The sequence below is a fragment of the Pseudomonas sp. 2,4-D genome, assembly GCF_030418155.1.
GTDB classification, from domain to species: Bacteria; Pseudomonadota; Gammaproteobacteria; order Pseudomonadales; family Pseudomonadaceae; genus Aquipseudomonas; species Aquipseudomonas alloputida.
This window is the reverse complement of sequence record NZ_JAUHUI010000021.1, coordinates 36,541-55,028: the sequence shown is the minus strand read 5'-3', so window position 1 is coordinate 55,028 and position 18,488 is coordinate 36,541. Positions and strand designations below refer to the sequence as shown.

General features: G+C 62.5%; 19 protein-coding genes. 9 read left to right on the top strand and 10 right to left on the bottom strand.

What is annotated here, in order from left to right; translation table 11 throughout:
* Positions 1–64 precede the first annotated feature (64 nt).
* The 5 genes from rng to mreB form a co-directional block, all read right to left on the bottom strand.
* Entirely contained in the window at positions 65–1,522 is a 1,458-nt protein-coding gene (gene rng, locus QYE47_RS16230) for a ribonuclease G (RefSeq protein ID WP_014589816.1), read from the bottom strand.
* Between the two features lie 53 nt (positions 1,523–1,575).
* Complete coding sequence (locus QYE47_RS16225; protein ID WP_014589815.1) at positions 1,576–2,187, bottom strand: nucleoside triphosphate pyrophosphatase; 612 nt, start codon at positions 2,185–2,187, stop codon at positions 1,576–1,578.
* A gap of 32 nt (positions 2,188–2,219) precedes the next feature.
* The gene (gene mreD, locus QYE47_RS16220) at positions 2,220–2,708 is read right to left on the bottom strand and encodes a rod shape-determining protein MreD (protein ID WP_003255161.1); all 489 of its coding nucleotides are present in this window, start codon (positions 2,706–2,708) and stop codon (positions 2,220–2,222) included.
* Positions 2,708–3,778 (bottom strand): rod shape-determining protein MreC, encoded by a 1,071-nt coding sequence (gene mreC, locus QYE47_RS16215; RefSeq protein ID WP_081343574.1) that lies wholly within the window; start codon positions 3,776–3,778, stop codon positions 2,708–2,710. The genes mreD and mreC overlap by 1 nt, the downstream gene beginning before the upstream one ends.
* A gap of 166 nt (positions 3,779–3,944) precedes the next feature.
* Complete coding sequence (gene mreB / locus QYE47_RS16210; RefSeq protein WP_003255163.1) at positions 3,945–4,982, bottom strand: rod shape-determining protein MreB; 1,038 nt, start codon at positions 4,980–4,982, stop codon at positions 3,945–3,947.
* Positions 4,983–5,187: 205 nt separating this feature from the next.
* On the opposite strand from mreB, the gene gatC reads away from it, so the two are divergent.
* From gatC to QYE47_RS16185, 5 genes are all read left to right on the top strand, one after another.
* The gene (gene gatC / locus QYE47_RS16205) at positions 5,188–5,475 is read left to right on the top strand and encodes an Asp-tRNA(Asn)/Glu-tRNA(Gln) amidotransferase subunit GatC (protein ID WP_003255165.1); all 288 of its coding nucleotides are present in this window, start codon (positions 5,188–5,190) and stop codon (positions 5,473–5,475) included.
* Positions 5,476–5,490: 15 nt separating this feature from the next.
* Positions 5,491–6,942, top strand: a complete 1,452-nt coding sequence (gatA, locus tag QYE47_RS16200; protein WP_014589812.1) for an Asp-tRNA(Asn)/Glu-tRNA(Gln) amidotransferase subunit GatA — start codon at positions 5,491–5,493, stop codon at positions 6,940–6,942.
* 11 nt (positions 6,943–6,953) lie between these two features.
* On the top strand, positions 6,954–8,399 hold the full coding sequence (gatB, locus tag QYE47_RS16195) for an Asp-tRNA(Asn)/Glu-tRNA(Gln) amidotransferase subunit GatB (RefSeq protein WP_010952130.1): 1,446 nt from the start codon (positions 6,954–6,956) through the stop codon (positions 8,397–8,399).
* Between the two features lie 126 nt (positions 8,400–8,525).
* Positions 8,526–8,900 carry a septal ring lytic transglycosylase RlpA family protein gene (locus tag QYE47_RS16190; protein WP_003255170.1) on the top strand — a complete coding sequence of 125 codons (375 nt, stop codon included), beginning with the start codon at positions 8,526–8,528 and terminating at the stop codon, positions 8,898–8,900.
* Between the two features lie 60 nt (positions 8,901–8,960).
* Positions 8,961–10,004, top strand: a complete 1,044-nt coding sequence (locus QYE47_RS16185) for a calcium/sodium antiporter (RefSeq protein WP_064492408.1) — start codon at positions 8,961–8,963, stop codon at positions 10,002–10,004.
* A gap of 102 nt (positions 10,005–10,106) precedes the next feature.
* Here QYE47_RS16185 and QYE47_RS16180 read toward each other — a convergent pair whose 3' ends face one another.
* From QYE47_RS16180 to QYE47_RS16170, 3 genes are all read right to left on the bottom strand, one after another.
* Positions 10,107–11,468 carry an amino acid permease gene (locus tag QYE47_RS16180; protein WP_014589809.1) on the bottom strand — a complete coding sequence of 454 codons (1,362 nt, stop codon included), beginning with the start codon at positions 11,466–11,468 and terminating at the stop codon, positions 10,107–10,109.
* 56 nt (positions 11,469–11,524) lie between these two features.
* Complete coding sequence (locus tag QYE47_RS16175; protein WP_014589808.1) at positions 11,525–12,466, bottom strand: AEC family transporter; 942 nt, start codon at positions 12,464–12,466, stop codon at positions 11,525–11,527.
* A 195-nt stretch (positions 12,467–12,661) separates the two neighbouring features.
* A complete protein-coding gene (locus tag QYE47_RS16170) occupies positions 12,662–13,549 on the bottom strand; it encodes a hypothetical protein (RefSeq protein ID WP_014589807.1) in 888 nt (295 codons plus the stop codon).
* 160 nt (positions 13,550–13,709) lie between these two features.
* On the opposite strand from QYE47_RS16170, the gene olsB reads away from it, so the two are divergent.
* Both olsB and QYE47_RS16160 read left to right on the top strand, forming a co-directional pair.
* Positions 13,710–14,465 (top strand): L-ornithine N(alpha)-acyltransferase, encoded by a 756-nt coding sequence (gene olsB, locus QYE47_RS16165; protein WP_003255175.1) that lies wholly within the window; start codon positions 13,710–13,712, stop codon positions 14,463–14,465.
* Positions 14,465–15,253, top strand: coding sequence for a lysophospholipid acyltransferase family protein (locus QYE47_RS16160; RefSeq protein WP_019436963.1), 789 nt, complete (start codon positions 14,465–14,467; stop codon positions 15,251–15,253). The genes olsB and QYE47_RS16160 overlap by 1 nt, the downstream gene beginning before the upstream one ends.
* A 112-nt stretch (positions 15,254–15,365) precedes the next feature.
* Here the strand turns inward: QYE47_RS16160 and QYE47_RS16155 are convergent, their stop codons facing one another.
* Positions 15,366–15,950, bottom strand: coding sequence for an ACP phosphodiesterase (locus tag QYE47_RS16155; RefSeq protein WP_070383495.1), 585 nt, complete (start codon positions 15,948–15,950; stop codon positions 15,366–15,368).
* 150 nt (positions 15,951–16,100) lie between these two features.
* Here QYE47_RS16155 and QYE47_RS16150 point away from each other — a divergent pair, with 150 nt between their 5' ends.
* Both QYE47_RS16150 and QYE47_RS16145 read left to right on the top strand, forming a co-directional pair.
* Entirely contained in the window at positions 16,101–16,403 is a 303-nt protein-coding gene (locus QYE47_RS16150; protein WP_003255178.1) for a helix-turn-helix transcriptional regulator, read from the top strand.
* A 17-nt stretch (positions 16,404–16,420) separates the two neighbouring features.
* Positions 16,421–17,470 (top strand): alkene reductase, encoded by a 1,050-nt coding sequence (locus QYE47_RS16145; RefSeq protein WP_070383494.1) that lies wholly within the window; start codon positions 16,421–16,423, stop codon positions 17,468–17,470.
* Positions 17,471–17,579: 109 nt separating this feature from the next.
* Here QYE47_RS16145 and QYE47_RS16140 read toward each other — a convergent pair whose 3' ends face one another.
* Positions 17,580–18,449 (bottom strand): ATPase, encoded by an 870-nt coding sequence (locus tag QYE47_RS16140; protein WP_070383493.1) that lies wholly within the window; start codon positions 18,447–18,449, stop codon positions 17,580–17,582.
* Positions 18,450–18,488: the final 39 nt, after the last annotated feature.

The window sequence follows — 18,488 nt, the reverse complement described above, 5'->3', positions numbered from 1 at the left end:
TCCATGATGGCCCGTCGTGCCGGTTTTGCCAGCGCGACGATGCAGTGGCGTGTTTCAGAAGGCCTCAGAGCAGCACCACGTCGTATTGTTCCTGCGAATACATCGACTCGACCTGGAAGCGAATGGTTCGACCGATGAAGGCTTCCAGTTCCGCCACGTTGCCTGACTCTTCATCGAGCAGGCGGTCGACCACCTTCTGGTTGGCCAGCACACGGTAGCCTTCAGCCTGATAGGCACGGGCCTCACGCAGGATCTCGCGGAATATTTCGTAACAGATGGTCTCGGGCGTTTTCAGCTTGCCGCGGCCCTGACAGGCCAGACACGGCTCGCAAAGCACCTGTTCCAGGCTTTCCCGCGTGCGCTTGCGGGTCATCTGCACCAGGCCGAGCTCGGTGATGCCGATGATGTTGGTCTTGGCGTGATCGCGCTCCAGTTGTTTTTCCAGGGTACGCAGAACCTGGCGCTGGTGATCTTCGTCTTCCATGTCGATGAAGTCGATGATGATGATGCCGCCAATGTTGCGCAGACGCAGTTGTCGGGCGATGGCGGTAGCGGCCTCGAGGTTGGTCTTGAAGATGGTTTCTTCGAGGTTGCGATGGCCGACGAAAGCCCCGGTGTTGACGTCGATGGTGGTCATCGCTTCGGCCGGGTCGACCACCAGGTAACCGCCGGACTTCAACGGCACCTTGCGCTCCAGAGCCCGCTGAATCTCGTCTTCGACACCGTACAGGTCAAAGATTGGGCGCTCACCTGGGTAATGTTCGAGGCGGTCGGCAATTTCCGGCATCAACTCGCCGACAAACTGCGTGGTCTTCTGGAAGGTTTCCCGCGAGTCGATGCGGATCTTCTCGATCTTCGGATTGACCAGGTCGCGCAGGGTACGCAGGGCCAGGCCAAGGTCCTCGTAAATGACCGTGGGCGCGCCGCAGGTCTTGATCTGGGTGCCGATCTGCTCCCACAGGCGGCGCAGGTAACGGATGTCCTGCACGATCTCCTCGGCACGCGCGCCTTCGGCGGCGGTGCGCAAGATGAAGCCACCGGCATCCTTGATGTTTTCGCCATCCATGCAGTCGCTGACCACTTGCTTGAGGCGATCACGCTCGGCTTCGTCCTCGATTTTCAGCGAAATACCGACATGGCTGCTGCGTGGCATGTACACCAGGTAACGCGACGGAATCGATAGCTGGGTGGTCAGGCGCGCACCCTTGGTGCCGATAGGGTCCTTGGTCACCTGCACCACCAGGGCCTGGCCTTCATGTACCAGTGCGGTGATGTTCTCTACCGCCGAGCCTTCGCGCTGGGAGATTTCCGAGGCATGGATAAACGCTGCGCGTTCGAGGCCGATGTCGACGAAGGCCGCCTGCATGCCCGGCAGCACACGCACCACTTTGCCCTTGTAGATATTGCCGACGATGCCACGGCGCTGGGTGCGCTCGACATGCACTTCCTGCAGCACCCCGTTTTCCACCACCGCCACACGTGACTCCATCGGGGTGATGTTGATCAGGATCTCTTCACTCATGGCAGGCTCTCGTCAAAGTTTCTTCTAATGATGAATGGCGTATGCACTGCTGGCTACTGCGGGTTTGTTACCTCTGGCGTATGCGCGAGCGACTGCCAGCAGGCGATGCCGAACTGGCCAAGCAAATCGGCCGTTTCACAGAGTGGCAAGCCGACCACCGCCGAATAGCTGCCGGAAAGGCCGCTGACGAAGACCGCGCCCAGCCCCTGGATGGCATAGCCGCCAGCCTTGTCAGATGGCTCGCCGCTGGCCCAATAGCGTTGCGCTTCATCGGTGCTGATGGCGCGAAAGCGCACTGTGCTGGTCACGCAAAAACTGTGCACTCGCTGGCCATCGTCCAGGGCGACAGCGGTCAGCACCTGATGCTCGCGGCCTGACAGGTCAGCCAGCATGGCCAAGGCATCTTCACGGTTTTCCGGTTTGCCGAGAATACGACCATCGAGCACCACGGCAGTGTCTGCGCCGAGCACTACCGCCGGGCCGTCGACACGGGCCAGGCCGGCGGCGGCCTTTGCCCGGGCCAGGCGTTCGACGTAGGCAGGGGCGCTTTCGCTGGGTAGCGGAGATTCATCGATGGGGGCACTGATGACAATGAACGGCACGCCGATCTGCGTCAGCAGTTCACGACGCCGGGGCGAGCCTGAAGCCAGGTATAGCGGGGTCATGCAGACATCTCCCTGTCAGTGGCGCGTTGCCGTCAGTTGATGTGCAAGCGTCGACGCAGGTCGCGCAAGGCAAAGCTGATCCACGGCCAGAGCAAGGCGCTGATCACCGCCGACCAGACCAGCGCCAGGGTGGGCAGGCGGTTGCCGGTCAGTGCACTGAGCCACAGCTGGATCAACTGGGCGATACCAAAGATCACCAGAATGACCAGGCTTTGCTGCCACATGGGGAACATGCGCAGACGCTGCTGCAGGGACAGCACCAAGAAGGTGATGAGGGTTAGGACCAGCGCATTCTGCCCCAGCAGCGTGCCATACAGCACGTCCTCGGCAAGGCCCAGCACGAATGCCGTGGTCATGCCGACCTTGTTCGGCACGGCAAGGGTCCAGAACGACACCAGCAAGGCCAGCCACATGGGCCGGAACACTTCCATGAACTGCGGCATGGGGGAAACGCTGAGCAGCAGGCCGATGGCGAACGTAAGCCAGATGACCCAGCCGTTATTGCGGCGTGATGCAGCCATCATTGCCTCCGGGGTTGAGCGGGTGCGGCCGGCGTGGCAGGTGCAGCAGACGGGGCTGCTGGCTGCGCGACCGGAGTGGCCGGTGCTGCCGGTGCCGCCGGTGCTGCCGGCGTGACCGACGCGGCAGGCGTGCCAGCGGCGGGTGCGACCTGATCACGGGTAGCGGCCGGCTGGCCGGCAGGTGCAGCGCCCTTGCGGTCAGCCTCTTCCTGGGCAATGGCGGCATCGGTGGCGCGCTGCTCCGGGCTACGCCGGTCACTGAACACCAGCAACATATAGCGGCTGCGGTTGAGCGCGGCGGTGGGGATGGCACGGACGATGGCAAAGGGCTGGCCGGAATCGTGGATCACTTCGTTGACCGTGGCCACCGGATAGCCGGCAGGAAAGCGCTGCCCCATGCCGGAACTGACCAGCAGGTCGCCTTCCTTGATGTCGGCAGTGTCGGCCACATGGCGCAACTCCAGGCGCTCCGGGTTGCCAGTGCCGCTGGCGATGGCACGCAGACCGTTGCGGTTGACCTGCACCGGAATGCTGTGGGTGGTATCGGTCAGCAACAGCACCCGCGCGGTGTAGGGCATCAACTCTACGACCTGGCCCATCAGGCCGCGGGCATCGAGCACCGGCTGGCCCAGGAACACACCATCACGCTCACCCTTGTTGATCAGAATGCGGTGGGTAAACGGGTTGGGGTCGACACCGATCAGCTCGGCCACTTCAACCTTTTCGTTGACCAGCGCCGAAGAGTTGAGCAACTCGCGCAGCCGCACGTTCTGCTCGGTCAGGGCCGCCAGCTTCTGCAGGCGCCCCTGCAGCAGCAGGGCTTCGGTCTTGAGCTTCTCGTTTTCGGCAATCAGCTCGGTGCGGCTACCGAACTGGCCGGCCACACCTTGCCAGGCACGCTGTGGCAAATCGGTGATCCAGTACGACTCCATCAGCACCAGGCCCATCTGGCTGCGCACGGGTTTGAGCACATCGAAGCGCGCGTCGACAACCATCAACGCGACCGACATCACCACCAGAACGAGCAGGCGAACGCCCAGCGAAGGGCCCTTGGAGAAAAGCGGTTTAATGGGCCGTTCCTCGTGGACGACTCAGGAGGTCATTGGACATGGAACAACGCACCAGCCTGGTTGCAAGTTGACGGATACGGCGCCCTAAACGGGCGCCAGCCCAGCGCATACAGGTAGCACTGTACGTACTACCTGTAAACCGGGCGCTCGTGAACAGCGAGCGGGATCACTCGCTGGAGAGCAGGTCCATCGCGTGCTTGTCCATCATCTCCAGGGCGCGACCGCCGCCACGGGCGACGCAGGTCAGCGGGTCCTCGGCGACGATCACCGGCAGGCCGGTTTCCTGGGCCAGCAGTTTGTCGAGGTCACGCAGCAGCGCACCACCACCGGTCAGCACCAGGCCGCGCTCGGCGATGTCCGAGGCGAGTTCCGGCGGCGATTGCTCGAGGGCGCTCTTGACCGCCTGGACGATGGTCGCCAGCGATTCCTGCAGCGCTTCGAGCACTTCGTTGGAGTTCAGGGTGAAGGCACGCGGTACGCCTTCGGCCAGGTTACGACCACGCACGTCGACTTCACGTACTTCGCCACCTGGGTAGGCAGTACCGATTTCCTGCTTGATACGTTCGGCGGTGGATTCGCCGATCAAGCTGCCGTAGTTGCGGCGTACGTAGGTTACGATGGCTTCGTCGAAGCGGTCACCGCCAACGCGAACGGACTCGGCATAGACCACACCGTTCAGCGAGATCAGGGCGATTTCAGTGGTACCGCCACCGATATCGACGACCATCGAACCGCGGGCCTCTTCAACCGGCAGGCCGGCACCGATGGCAGCGGCCATTGGCTCTTCGATCAGGAACACTTCACGGGCACCCGCACCGAGGGCCGACTCGCGGATGGCGCGGCGCTCGACCTGGGTCGACTTGCACGGCACGCAGATCAGCACGCGCGGGCTCGGCTGCAGGAAGCTGTTCTCGTGAACCTTGTTGATAAAATATTGCAACATTTTTTCGCAGACGCTGAAGTCGGCAATGACGCCGTCCTTCATCGGACGAATGGCTGCAATGTTGCCAGGCGTACGGCCCAGCATGCGTTTGGCTTCGGTACCGACGGCGACGACGCTTTTCTGGTTGCCATGGGTACGGATGGCAACAACCGAGGGCTCATTCAGGACGATACCGCGCTCACGCACGTAAATAAGGGTGTTGGCAGTACCCAGGTCGATAGAAAGATCGCTGGAAAACATGCCACGCAGTTTCTTGAACATGGGAAAGTGACCCTGGGGAAAGCGTGGGTAAAAAAGTGCGGCAAACTCTAACAATGGCAGGGATTTTGGGCAAGGAGCCAATATGTTAAATTGGCTGTTTTTCCGAGCACGCCAGCAGAATTTCGCGGCCGTTAGACCGCCAGAAAGCTGACATGTTCCTCACCGCGGACCCAAATTCCGTTCTTTGTTTCCCTTGGAGATCCTCATGGCGCTTGAACGCTGCGACGTGGAAAAGATCGCCCATCTGGCCCGCCTGGGCCTGAATGATGGCGAACTGCCACGCATTACCGACGCCCTGAACAGCATTCTGGGCCTGGTCGACCAGATGCAAGCGGTCGATACCACTGGCATCGAGCCCCTGGCCCACCCGCTGGAGGCCAGCCAGCGCCTGCGTCCTGACCAAGTCACCGAAAGCAACCAGCGCGATGCCTACCAGGCCATCGCACCGTCGACCGAAAGCGGTCTGTACCTGGTTCCCAAAGTCATCGAGTAAGGGATAGAGCCTGCCATGCATCAATTGACCCTGGCCGAGATCGCCCGCGGACTCGCCGACAAATCGTTTTCTTCCGAAGAGCTGACCGGCACGCTGCTGGCGCGCATCAAGCAGCTCGACCCACAGATCAACAGCTTCATCAGCGTCACCGAAGACCTGGCCCTGGGCCAGGCGCGTGCCGCCGATGCCCGTCGCGCCGCTGGCGAAACCGGCGCGCTGCTGGGTGCACCGATAGCCCACAAAGACCTGTTCTGCACCAACGGCGTACGCACCAGTTGCGGCTCGAAGATGCTCGACAACTTCAAGGCGCCCTATGACGCCACCGTGGTCGCCAAGCTGGCCGAAGCCGGCATGGTTACCCTGGGCAAGACCAACATGGACGAATTCGCCATGGGTTCGGCCAACGAATCCAGCCATTACGGCTCGGTGAAGAACCCGTGGAACCTCGAGCACGTTCCGGGCGGATCGTCCGGTGGTTCGGCCGCTGCCGTGGCCGCGCGTCTGCTGCCCGCCACCACGGGCACCGACACCGGCGGCTCGATCCGCCAGCCAGCGGCACTGACCAACCTCACCGGCCTCAAGCCGACGTACGGTCGTGTGTCGCGCTGGGGCATGATCGCCTACGCCTCCAGCCTCGACCAGGGCGGCCCGCTGGCCCGCACCGCCGAGGACTGCGCGCTGCTGCTGCAAGGTATGGCCGGTTTCGACGCCAAGGACTCCACCAGTATCGAAGAACCGGTGCCGGACTACAGCGCCAGCCTGAACGCTTCGCTGCAGGGCCTGCGCATCGGCCTGCCGAAGGAGTATTTCGGTGCAGGCCTCGACCCACGCATCGCTGACCTGGTCCAGGCCAGCGTCAAAGAGCTGGAAAAGCTCGGTGCAGTGGTCAAGGAAATCAGCCTGCCGAACATGCAGCATGCCATTCCGGCCTACTACGTGATCGCTCCGGCTGAAGCCTCTTCCAACCTGTCGCGTTTCGACGGCGTACGCTTCGGCTACCGCTGTGAAGAGCCGAAAGACCTCACCGACCTGTACAAGCGCTCACGCGGCGAAGGGTTCGGCGTTGAAGTACAGCGCCGCATCATGGTCGGTACCTACGCCCTGTCGGCCGGCTACTACGACGCCTATTACGTGAAGGCGCAGCAAATCCGCCGCCTGATCAAGAACGACTTCATGGCCGCCTTCAACGATGTCGACCTGATTCTCGGCCCGACCACGCCAAACCCGGCCTGGAAGCTTGGCGCCAAGAGCAGCGACCCGGTTGCCGCCTATCTCGAAGACGTCTACACCATCACCGCCAACCTGGCGGGCCTGCCTGGCCTGTCGATGCCTGCGGGCTTCGTCGACGGCCTGCCGGTCGGCGTGCAACTGCTGGCGCCGTACTTCCAGGAAGGCCGCCTGCTCAACGTCGCGCACCGCTACCAACAGGTGACCGACTGGCATACCCGCGCCCCCAACGGCTTCTGAGGAATTCACACATGCAATGGGAAGTTGTGATCGGGCTGGAAATCCACACTCAGCTCGCCACCCAGTCGAAGATCTTCTCCGGCAGCGCTACCACCTTTGGCTCCGAGCCGAATACTCAGGCCAGCCTGGTTGACCTGGGCATGCCCGGTGTACTGCCGGTGCTGAACGAGCAAGCCGTGCGCATGGCGTGCATGTTCGGCCTGGCCATCGATGCCGAAATCGGCAAGCGCAACGTGTTCGCACGCAAGAACTACTTCTACCCCGACCTGCCCAAGGGCTACCAGATCAGCCAGATGGACCTGCCGATCGTCGGCAAGGGCCACCTGGACATCGCGCTGGAAGACGGCACCATCAAGCGCATCGGCGTAACCCGCGCGCACCTGGAAGAAGACGCCGGCAAGAGCCTGCACGAAGACTTCAGCGGTTCCACCGGCATCGACCTGAACCGTGCCGGCACTCCGCTGCTGGAAATCGTCTCCGAGCCTGACATGCGCAGTGCCAAGGAAGCCGTAGCTTACGTCAAGGCGATCCACGCGCTGGTGCGCTACCTGGGCATCTGCGACGGCAACATGGCCGAAGGTTCGCTGCGCTGCGACTGCAACGTATCGATCCGCCCGAAAGGCCAGACCGAGTTCGGCACTCGCTGCGAAATCAAGAACGTCAACTCGTTCCGTTTCATCGAGCGTGCGATCAACAGCGAAATCCAGCGCCAGATCGACCTGATCGAAGACGGTGGCAAAGTGGTGCAGGAAACCCGCCTGTACGACCCGAACAAGGACGAAACCCGCTCCATGCGCAGCAAAGAGGAAGCTAACGACTACCGTTACTTCCCCGACCCCGACCTGCTGCCGGTAGTCATCGAGGACAGCTTCCTCGAAACCATTCGCGCCGGCCTGCCGGAGCTGCCACCACAGAAGGTCGAGCGCTTCCAGACTCAGTACGGTCTGTCGGCCTACGACGCCAACGTGTTGGCTTCCAGCCGCGAACAGGCTGACTACTTCGAAGAAGTGGTGAAGATCGGTGGTGATGCCAAGCTGGCGGCCAACTGGGTCATGGTCGAACTGGGTAGCCTGCTGAACAAGCTGGGTGTCGAAATCGATCAGGCGCCGGTCAGCGCCGCGCAACTGGGCGGCATGCTGCTGCGCATTCGTGACAACACCATCAGCGGCAAGATTGCCAAAACCGTGTTCGAGGCCATGGCCGCCGGTGAAGGCGATGCCGACAGCATCATCGAGAGCAAGGGCCTGAAACAGGTTACCGACACGGGTGCGATCGACAAGATGCTCGACGAAATGCTGGCAGCCAATGCCGAGCAGGTCGAACAGTATCGCGCAGCCGATGAGGCCAAGCGCGGCAAGATGTTCGGCTTCTTCGTCGGCCAGGCCATGAAAGCCTCCAAAGGCAAGGCCAACCCGGGGCAGGTGAACCAATTGCTCAAAGCCAAGCTCGAAGGGTGATGGTTTTACCCCTGTAATGCTGCGAGGGCGTCGCCCTCGTTCGCGGCTGAAGCCGCTCCTACACAAGCCAGCGGTCCCTGTAGGAGCGGATTTACCCGCGAATGGTCGCACCGGAGAGCACCTGACTTGCTAAAACGTTCCCTCGGCACCCTCGCCCTGTTTTCTTTCCTGGCCGGCTGCGCCAGCCATGACATCGACCCGCGCGGCTACGACCAGACGGGCACCGCTTCCTACTACGGCTCGCGCCACCATGGCAAACGCACCGCCAGTGGCGAACCGTTCAACCAGCACGGCCTTACCGCCGCCCACCGCAGCCTGCCCTTCGGCACACGTGTACGGGTGACCAACATGGCCAACCAGCGCAGTGTGGTGGTACGCATCAACGACCGTGGCCCGCACACCCGCGGCCGCCTGATCGACCTGTCTCGCGCAGCAGCGGAAAAAATCGGCATGCTCCGTAGCGGAACAGCGCGCGTGCGAGTACAAGGGCTTAGCGACTGACGCGACAGGAGTCCGACCATTTTCGACCTGGCCACCCTTCCCACTTTTAGCCTGCTGCAAATGGGCGTTGCCCTGCTGTTGCTGGTCGGCGGCGCCGAGTTACTGGTGCGCTCCGCCTTGCGCCTGGCGCAGCGCCTGCACGTGCGCCCGCTGATCATAGGCCTGAGCCTGGTGGCCTTCGGCAGTACCGCGCCACAATTGACCGTAAGCCTGCAGGCCGCCTACCAGGGTGCGCCGGATGTGGCAGTAGGCAGCGTGATCGGCAGCAACATCTTCAACGTACTGGTCATTCTCGGCCTGGCCGCGCTGATCATCCCGCTGCGGGTGTCACGCCAGCTGGTGCGCCTGGACATTCCCTTGATGATCCTTGCCAGCGGGCTGGTGTATGCACTGTCCGCCAATGCCCACCTGGGCAGGGTTGAAGGGGCACTGCTATTGCTGGGGCTGGCCGGTTACCTGGCAATGCTCTGGCATCAGTCGCGCCATTACGCACGCACCTACCCTGCCCCGGACGCCGCCAGGTCCGGGGCCGGGCGCTTCTGGTCAGGTACGCTGCTGCAGATACTGGTCGGCCTTGGCCTGCTGAGCCTGGCGGGCCACTTGCTACTGGAAGCTGCCATCGAGGTGGCCACCGACCTGGGCCTGTCCGAGCGTATTATCGGCCTGACGGTCGTCGCCATCTGCACCTCCCTGCCGGAACTGGCCGCTGCGCTGATCGCCGCCTTGCGTGGCGAACGGGAGATCGCGGTGGGCACGGTGATCGGCAGCAACCTGTTCAACCTGCTGGCCGTACTGGGCCTGACCGCACTGATCACCCCGGAACCCCTGTCGATCTCGCCTAACGCGCTGTCTTTCGATCTGCCTGTAATGCTCGGCGTTGCCGTACTGAGCCTGCCAGTGTTCTATTCCGGTTACCGCATCACTCGCGCCGAAGGCCTGGTGTTTCTTTGCCTGTACCTGGCCTACGGCCTTCATGTGGCGGCTTTTACCATGGGTATGCCGCTGGCTGGCCGCCTGGAGCGATTGATGCTGTTCTATGTACTGCCGGTGCTCGCTACAGTGTTGCTGTACACCACCGTGCGTGCCTGGCGGAGGCAGCATTGAGGGGCATGCGTCAGGGCCGCCAGACGCATGCCTTTAGGCTTTCGTCGCCTGTGAGATCGAGCGCCGAAAACCTAACGGCATACCCCTTACGAACAAACCCGATCAGCCCTTGGCCTGGCGAGCCTTCTTCAACTTGAAGGCCACCCACAGCACAGCGATCCATACCGGGATCAGCATTACCGAGATGCGAATCGGCGGCGTCAGGTACATCACCACCAGGATCAGCACGATGAACGCCAGGCACAGGTAGTTGGTCAGTGGGTGACCCAGGCTTTTGTAGAAGGGGGTGATCCCGGCGGCCAGCTTGGCCTTGCGGAATTTCAGGTGGGTAATGCTGATGCTCGCCCAGTTGATCACCAACGCGGACACTGCCAACGCCATCAGCAAGCCAAAGGCCCCACCCGGCATCAGGTAGTTGATCAGCACGCACAGGCCGGTCGCAAAGGCCGACACGCCCAGCGCGGTCAGCGGCACGCCGCTACGGCTTACCTTCAGCAACTGACGCGGCGCATCGCCCTGGCTGGCGAGGCCGAACAGCATACGGCTATTGGCGTACACACAGCTGTTGTACACCGAGAGCGCAGCCGTCAGCACCACGATATTGAGGATGGTCGCCACCAGGTCGCTGTCCAGTTCGTGGAAGATCATCACGAACGGGCTGCCGCCTTGCACCACCTTCTGCCAAGGGTACAGCGACAACAGCACTGCCAAGGCACCGATGTAGAAAATCAGAATACGGTACACCACCTGGTTGGTGGCCTTGGGGATGCTCTGGCGCGGGTTGTCAGCCTCGGCAGCCGTGATGCCGACCAACTCCAGGCCACCGAACGAGAACATGATCACCGCCAGGGCCATTACCAGACCCGTGACGCCGTTAGGGAAGAAGCCGCCGTACTGCCACAGGTTGGCCACGCTGGCATCCGGGCCACCATGACCGCTGCCCAGCAACCAGGCACCAAAGCCGATCATGCTGACGATGGCTACTACCTTGACCAGGGCGAACCAGAACTCCATCTCGCCATAGACCTTTACCTGGGTCAGGTTGATCAGGTTGATCACCACGAAGAAGATCGCTGCCGTGGCCCAGGTGGGGAAGTCCGGCCACCAGTACTGCACGTAGATACCGACCGCCGTCAGCTCGGCCATGCCGACCAGCACGTACACCACCCAGTAATTCCAGCCTGAAACAAAACCGGCGAACTCGCTCCAGTATTGGTGGGCGAAGTGGCTGAAGCTGCCGGCGACCGGCTCTTCCACCACCATTTCGCCCAGCTGGCGCATGATCAGGAAGGCCATCAGGCCGGCGATGGCGTAGCCCAGCAACACGGAGGGGCCGGCCAACTGGATGGTCTGGGCAATGCCCAGGAACAACCCGGTACCGATGGCCCCGCCCAGCGCGATCAGCTGGATATGGCGATTCTTCAGCCCGCGCTGTAACCGCTCGGGCGTGCTCTGGTCTTGCATGAAGTGTCCTTTAGCTCAGTGAGGCAGTGTTGTTGCTGTTATTTGCAGTCAAGGATCTAGATCCATCCGCCCCACTGCAAGATGAAAATACCAATGTTGGTGGTGATCGCCGCCATTAGCGTGGTAATCACGATGATCGACGCGGCCAGTTCATGATTGCCGTTGGCCGCCCGCGCCATCACGTAGCTGGCCGCAGCGGTCGGGCTGCCTATGTACAGGAACAGGATGCCCAGCTCCGCCCCGCGAAACCCACACAACCAGGCCCCAAGGGTGCCGAGCAGCGGCAGCCAGAGCATTTTCACGAGGCTGGCATCGATGGCCAGCCGGCCACAGTTACGCAGCGCTGCCAGCGACAGCGTGCCACCGATACAGATCAGCGCCAGCGGCAGGGTCATCTGTGCCAGGTAGTCGCCCGAGGTCAGTAGCCAGTTGGGCAACGGCACTTGGCCGTAAGCCATCGGCGCGGCCACCAGCACGCTGATGATCAGCGGGTTGCTGAAAATGCTCTTGCAGATGCTCCACGGGTCGGACTTGAGGTCCGGGCTGTACACCGCCAGTACCACCGCTGACAGCGAGTTGTACATGAGGATGACCAGGCCTGCGAGTACCGCCCCCAGGGAAATGCCGTAGTCACCGTACAGGCTGGCGGCCAGGGCCAGGCCGATCACACCGTTGTTGCCGCGAAAGGCGCCCTGGGTATAGATGCCCCGGTCGGCCATCGGGCTACGCCAGATGGCCATGCCCCAGGCAATGGCGAAACCGGCCAGGGTGGCGACGATGAAATACAGGATGACACCGGGCTTGACCGCTGCGGCCAGGTCGGCGTGATAGATACCGAGGAAGAGCAGCGCCGGCATGCAGACGTTGAACACCAGCTGCGAGGCGACGCGGTTGAAGTTATCGTCGATCAAGTGAATGCGTTTGAGCAGGACGCCCATGAACAGCATGGCGAAAACCGGTGCCGTGATGTTCAGGGTCTGGATAAGAAGGGCGAGCATGCGCAAGCGATCCTGGAGGGGTTGCCGTCAGGCGGCCAATGATACGTCAACGGCTGGGATTTGCGGGGATCAAGCGCGATAAAAGGAAATGTCTTTCAGGTTTTCTGCTGCCAGTACCGGCCGCTTTGCACGTAACCCCGCCCTCCCACAGGTACCACGCCGCGACTCATCGGTTCACACAAACCTGTCAGCCATTCATGAAAAGCCCGCAGCAACCCACGCCTTGTTCAGCCGCTTCTCCCGCGCCGACGCCGCCAGCGCCATCACCCCTTGGTCACGCTGCCAGATTTGCGCCCACTGCACCGGCCCTGTCGCCAACGCCGCATCGATCTCCGCCCGCAACGACTGGAACTGCGCAAACAACCCGCCCAGCAACAAGTGACAACCCATGCTATCGGCACACTGCCGGCTACCCTCGGCACAGCCGGCCAACAGCCCAAGCAACTGCAGGCGCAGCCCCTGCGGCCAGGCGCACTCCTGCCCCACGCCATACAACCAGGCGGTCAGCGCCGCGAGCACATACAAATCCTCCAGCGAACGGAACGGCTTCACGTAGGCATCCCAGCCGTCACCGGCCAGCAACTCGCACGATGCCTGCTCCAGCAGCAGTCGGCCGTGCCCGACGTCCGGCATCAGCGGCAGGGTCGGCAATGGCTCCAGTGTCACCCCCGGCTCCCCGGGGTAGACCACCGCCAGGCTCAGTTGCGGCGCCGCGCCAGCCGCTTCGCTACGCGCCGCCACCAGCAACCACTCCGCCTCCAGGCCTGCGGTAACGAAGTCTTTGCAGCCCGACAGCCGCAGAGCGTCCAGCCGCGTGTGCATGTCTGCAGGCCGCACGCTGCGCCGCTCGGTGGCACACAAGGCGCCAAGGCTGTGCGGCGCACTGGGCCACAGCACGCGAAGGGCGGCCTGGTAACCCATCAGGAAGGCCAGGCCCGGGGTGGCCATTGCACGCCCACCCAGTACCGCCAGTTCGAAGGGGGTAACCGGGCCGAGGCGCTCAAGCAGCGCGGCGTAGGTTTCGCCCAGGGAGCCTGTCGGCGCGAGGCGAAGCGGATCGTTGAGTCGTTGCAACCAGGCCATGGAACAGCTCCTTGCTGGAGGGCTTTCAGTTAAGGCTCAGGGTGTGTCACGCAAGCATCACCAAACATTCACAGGGGTGACACCGGGTCTACCTAGGCTGACTTTGCACAACAAAGCCGACCGGCCGCAACCTTTCTTGGCTGGCTTATGGAGACTCGTAATGACTCGGATCGCTACCGCTGGCGACTACAGCACCGAACGCCGTCTGCAAGCCGAACGCCTGGTTGGCGCCGCGGCGCTGCAAGAAGCCCAGGCTCTGCGCTACACCGTATTCAGCGCAGAATTCAAGGCCAAGCTCAAAGGTGCCGAGCAGGGCCTGGACATGGACGACTACGACGTTCACTGCCGCCATATTGGTGTACGCGACCTGAGCACCGGCGAACTGGTTGCCACCACCCGCCTGCTCGATCACCAGGCTGCCAGCAGCCTGGGCCGTTTCTACAGCGAAGAAGAATTCAGCCTGCACGGCCTGTTGCAGTTGCAAGGCCCGATCCTCGAACTGGGCCGTACCTGCGTCGCCCCCGACTACCGCAACGGCGGTACCATCGCCGTGCTCTGGGGCGAACTGGCCGAGGTGCTCAACGAGGGCCGCTACAGCTATCTGATGGGCTGCGCCAGTATCCCCATGCAGGACGGCGGCGTGCAGGCCCATGCAGTGATGCAGCGCCTGCGTGAACGTTACCTGTGCACCGAACACCTGCGTGCCGAGCCGAAGAACCCACTGCCGAAACTGGCCCTGCCCAACAACGTCATTGCCGAAATGCCACCGCTGCTCAAGGCCTATATGCGCCTGGGCGCGAAGATTTGCGGCGAGCCATGCTGGGACGAAGACTTCCAGGTGGCAGACGTGTTCATCCTGCTCAAACGCGACGAGCTGTGCCCACGCTACGCCCGCCACTTCAAGGCGGCGGTCTGATGCCGAATTTGCGGGTACTGGCCCGCCTCATCCGACTGCTGCTGGTACTGGCGCAGGGCATGCTGATGGCCAGCATTATCGCCTTGGGCGAGCGCTTGGGCTTCAAGGCGCCGATCGAACGGCGCCAGCGCTGGACCTGCCTGTTCATGAAGCGCCTGGTCGCCGCCCTGCCCTTCGACGTCAAGGTAGTTGGCGAACTTCCACAGCGGCCGATGCTGTGGGTCAGCAACCATGTTTCCTGGACCGACATCCCCCTGCTTGGCATGCTCACGCCGCTGTCTTTCCTGTCCAAGGCCGAAGTGCGCCACTGGCCGGTGGCCGGCTGGCTGGCGGAAAAGGCCGGCACGCTGTTCATTCGCCGCGGTGGTGGCGACAGCCAGCGCCTGCGCGAACAGATCGCCGGGCAACTGGGGCTGGCCCGCCCGCTGCTGATCTTCCCCGAAGGCACCACTACCAGCGGCCGTACGTTGCGCACCTTTCATGGGCGCCTGCTGGCAGGTGCCATCGACCGTGGCGTGGCAGTGCAGCCAGTCGCTATCCAGTACCTGCGTGATGGCCAGATCGACCCGGTAGCACCGTTCATTGGTGAAGACGACCTGGTGTCGCACCTGATGCGCCTGTTTGCCCAGCCGCGGGGCGAGGTGTGCATCCACCTGCTGCAGCCAATAGGTAGCGTGGGCAAGGAACGTGCGGTGCTGGCGTTGCAGGCGCAACAGGCGATTCACCTGGCGCTGTTCGGGGTTGAAGACGTGGAGATGGCGCCACGTCGGCAGGCGCGGGCTGCCTGAATGCTTGCACTGCCTGTTCTGGCCCTTTCGCGGGTGAACCCGCTCCTACACCGAGCGCATTACCCGTAGGAGCGGGTTCACCCGCGAAGAGGCCAGTATCACTCACACACCTCTAACTGTCATACATCCGCCCTACCGCCGCAAACGCCTGCAGTTGCGGGTAGAACTCGCGAAAATCCGCCAGCAGCGGCTCATACAGCCGCTCCAGTTCCACCATCACCCCGGCCATCCCCTCAGGCCGCGACAAGCGCCGGGCAATGCCGTTGAACACCTGTTCCAGCGTGTCGAAGTCGCCATACGCCCCTAGCCAGTCATCCGCTGCCATGAACGGCGCAATCCGCGCCAGCCGCCCAGGCAGCTCGGGCTCTGCCAGCAAAACCCGATAGAACGCGCCAGTGAACTGCTCCAGCGGCTGATCGGCGTAGTTGCCCCAGTGCCGTGCCAGGCAATGGTCAAAAAACACATCCAGAACGATGCCGGCAAAACGCCGCCGCTCGCGCGGAAAACGTGCCAGAGCCGCCAGCACCACTGGGTGCCGGTCAGTGTAACTGTCGATTTGCCGGTGCAGCCGGATGGCCGCCTCCAGCGCAGGCGGAAAGCGCCCTTCCAAAGAGCCTTTGACAAAGTCGCCATACAGGCTGCCAAGCAGTTGTTGCGGCGCCGGGCCGCCCAGGTGCAAGTGTGCGAGGTAGTTCATGAGCGCAGTCTAGCATCGCCACCGAGCATATCGTTATAACGCGATATATCGATTCGTGCTCAGCTCAGAACGCCTTCGTATTTGTATATCGGAATTCAGCGAATTATATTTCGCCCTATCGCGATATACCGCTACAACGAGCCTCAAACCATGCCACTCGATCTCGACGAAATCATAAAAGCACTGGCCCACCCGGTCAGGCGAGAAATTCTCAGCTGGCTGAAAGACCCGGCAACCCAGTTTCCGGACCAGTACCACAGCACCGAAAACGGTGTGTGTGCGGGGCAAATCGACCAACGCTGCGGCCTGTCGCAGTCGACCGTCTCTGCCCACCTGGCCACGTTGCAGCGCGCCGGGCTTATCAGCAGCCAGAAGATCGGCCAATGGCACTTCTTCAAACGCGACGAAGCCACCATCCAGGCGTTCCTCGAACAACTGCGCCAAGCACTTTGACAAGACAGGTAACGACTATGACCACGCTTTTCGATCCGATCAAACTGGGCGACCTGCAATTGCCCAACCGTATCATCATGGCCCCGCTCACCCGCTGCCGCGCCGATGAAGGTCGCGTGCCCAATGCGCTGATGGCCGAATACTACGTACAACGTGCCAGCGCCGGGCTGATCCTCAGCGAGGCGACTTCGGTCAGTCCCATGGGCGTCGGCTACCCAGATACCCCCGGCATCTGGAACGATGAACAGGTACGTGGCTGGAACAACGTGACAAAGGCCGTGCATGCCGCAGGCGGTCGCATCTTCCTGCAGCTGTGGCACGTGGGCCGTATCTCCCACCCCAGCTATCTGAATGGCGAACTGCCTGTGGCCCCCAGCGCGATCCAGCCCAAGGGTCATGTGAGCCTGGTGCGCCCACTGAGTGACTACCCTACCCCACGGGCGCTGGAAACCGAAGAAATCAACGACATTGTCGAGGCCTACCGCAGTGGTGCCGAAAATGCCAAGGCTGCCGGTTTCGATGGTGTTGAGATCCATGGCGCCAACGGTTACCTGCTCGACCAGTTCCTGCAGAGCAGCACCAACCAGCGCACCGACTGTTATGGTGGCTCGCTGGAAAACCGCGCACGCCTGCTGCTGGAGGTGACCGATGCGGCCATTGAAGTGTGGGGCGCGAAGCGCGTAGGTGTGCACCTGGCACCGCGTGCCGACGCCCATGACATGGGCGACGCCGACCGCGCCGAGACCTTCACCTATGTGGCCCGAGAGCTGGGCAAGCGCGGCATCGCCTTCATCTGCTCACGGGAGCGGGAAGCCGACGACAGCATCGGGCCGCTGATCAAAGAGGCATTCGGTGGCCCGTACATCGTCAACGAGCGGTTCGACAAGGCCAGTGCCAATGCGGCCCTGGCCAGTGGCAAAGCGGATGCCGTGGCGTTTGGAGTGCCGTTCATCGCCAACCCCGACCTGCCGGCACGGCTGGCAGCGGATGCGCCGTTGAACGAGGCACATCCCGAAACCTTCTATGGCAAGGGGCCGGTGGGTTACATCGATTATCCGCGGTTGTGATCGAGGGCCATTCGCGGGCATGCCCGCTCCCACCGGTATAGCGACAGGCTTGAAAGCTGTGCTCGATCCTGTGGAAGCGGGCGTGCCCGCGAACAAGGCTCAGCTGATGTTACGGACGGGCGTTGATCTGTTGCTGCAGGTTCTGAATCTGGCTCTGCAGCGTATTCAGGTTACGCGTCATCTGCGCACGGAAGGCATCGAACTCCTGCACCGAAGCACTACCGGATGACGCCGCAGCCGGGCGGTTGTCGACCTGGCTCTTCAACACCAGCATGTCCTGCTGCAGGCTCTGAATGTCAGCGCTCGGGTTGCCCTGTTTCTTCAAGGCCGCCACCTCGCTACCCAAACTCTTGAGCTGGCCGTCCAACTGGCCGCCATCCACCTGTGAGGCTTTCAGCGCGGCAACCTGCTCGCTCAGGCTCTTCAACTGGGCATCCAGCTTGCCACCATCGACCTGGCCCGAACGCAGCGCCGCCAGCTCGCCATTCACCAGCTTCAGTTGCGCCTGCAACTGGCTTTGCAGCTCGGTCACAGCCTTCTGCTGTTCTCGGGTATCGGCCAGCACCTGCTCCAGACGTTTGCCCAGGTCGCCGGTCTGCCCGGCAACACCCTGCTGCAACTGGCGCAGCTGTAGCTTCAATGCCTCACTGCTGGTAGTGGCGCCAGACTCACTGGCCGCCACCTTGCCACTGATCGCCTGAAGGCGGCCAGCCGCCTCTTCACTGATGCGGGCAAAGCTTTCCTGGGTCGCCACCAGTTGCTGCTCCATCAGCGAGATCTGCTGAAAGCTCCACCAACCCAGGCCCGCCAACGCGATGAACGCGGCACCGATCAGCGCCCACAACGGCGCCGTGCTAGCCCCGCGGGCGGCTTTCTGGCGGCTGCGCATCACATGCGCCGGCATCAGTTCGTCATCATCAACGGTGCCCGCCCGCAAGGCAGGCACGTCATCAAAGTCATCGTGAGCATGGTTACGCATGGATACATTCAACCGCGGTAGTCACAAAGAGGCACGAGT

What these genes read in the sequence shown, in the direction of transcription:
- QYE47_RS16185 (WP_064492408.1), top strand. Translation starts at nt 8,961, where the DNA reads ATGGGCGTTGCCCTGCTGTTGCTGGTCGGCGGCGCCGAGTTACTGGTG.
- QYE47_RS16145 (WP_070383494.1), top strand. Translation starts at nt 16,421, where the DNA reads ATGACCACGCTTTTCGATCCGATCAAACTGGGCGACCTGCAATTGCCC.
- QYE47_RS16160 (WP_019436963.1), top strand. Translation starts at nt 14,465, where the DNA reads ATGCCGAATTTGCGGGTACTGGCCCGCCTCATCCGACTGCTGCTGGTA.
- gatA (WP_014589812.1), top strand. Translation starts at nt 5,491, where the DNA reads ATGCATCAATTGACCCTGGCCGAGATCGCCCGCGGACTCGCCGACAAA.
- QYE47_RS16140 (WP_070383493.1), bottom strand. Translation starts at nt 18,449, where the DNA reads ATGCGTAACCATGCTCACGATGACTTTGATGACGTGCCTGCCTTGCGG.
- QYE47_RS16175 (WP_014589808.1), bottom strand. Translation starts at nt 12,466, where the DNA reads ATGCTCGCCCTTCTTATCCAGACCCTGAACATCACGGCACCGGTTTTC.
- mreB (WP_003255163.1), bottom strand. Translation starts at nt 4,982, where the DNA reads ATGTTCAAGAAACTGCGTGGCATGTTTTCCAGCGATCTTTCTATCGAC.
- QYE47_RS16225 (WP_014589815.1), bottom strand. Translation starts at nt 2,187, where the DNA reads ATGACCCCGCTATACCTGGCTTCAGGCTCGCCCCGGCGTCGTGAACTG.
- QYE47_RS16150 (WP_003255178.1), top strand. Translation starts at nt 16,101, where the DNA reads ATGCCACTCGATCTCGACGAAATCATAAAAGCACTGGCCCACCCGGTC.
- olsB (WP_003255175.1), top strand. Translation starts at nt 13,710, where the DNA reads ATGACTCGGATCGCTACCGCTGGCGACTACAGCACCGAACGCCGTCTG.
- QYE47_RS16180 (WP_014589809.1), bottom strand. Translation starts at nt 11,468, where the DNA reads ATGCAAGACCAGAGCACGCCCGAGCGGTTACAGCGCGGGCTGAAGAAT.
- gatB (WP_010952130.1), top strand. Translation starts at nt 6,954, where the DNA reads ATGCAATGGGAAGTTGTGATCGGGCTGGAAATCCACACTCAGCTCGCC.
- mreD (WP_003255161.1), bottom strand. Translation starts at nt 2,708, where the DNA reads ATGGCTGCATCACGCCGCAATAACGGCTGGGTCATCTGGCTTACGTTC.
- rng (WP_014589816.1), bottom strand. Translation starts at nt 1,522, where the DNA reads ATGAGTGAAGAGATCCTGATCAACATCACCCCGATGGAGTCACGTGTG.
- QYE47_RS16155 (WP_070383495.1), bottom strand. Translation starts at nt 15,950, where the DNA reads ATGAACTACCTCGCACACTTGCACCTGGGCGGCCCGGCGCCGCAACAA.
- QYE47_RS16170 (WP_014589807.1), bottom strand. Translation starts at nt 13,549, where the DNA reads ATGGCCTGGTTGCAACGACTCAACGATCCGCTTCGCCTCGCGCCGACA.
- gatC (WP_003255165.1), top strand. Translation starts at nt 5,188, where the DNA reads ATGGCGCTTGAACGCTGCGACGTGGAAAAGATCGCCCATCTGGCCCGC.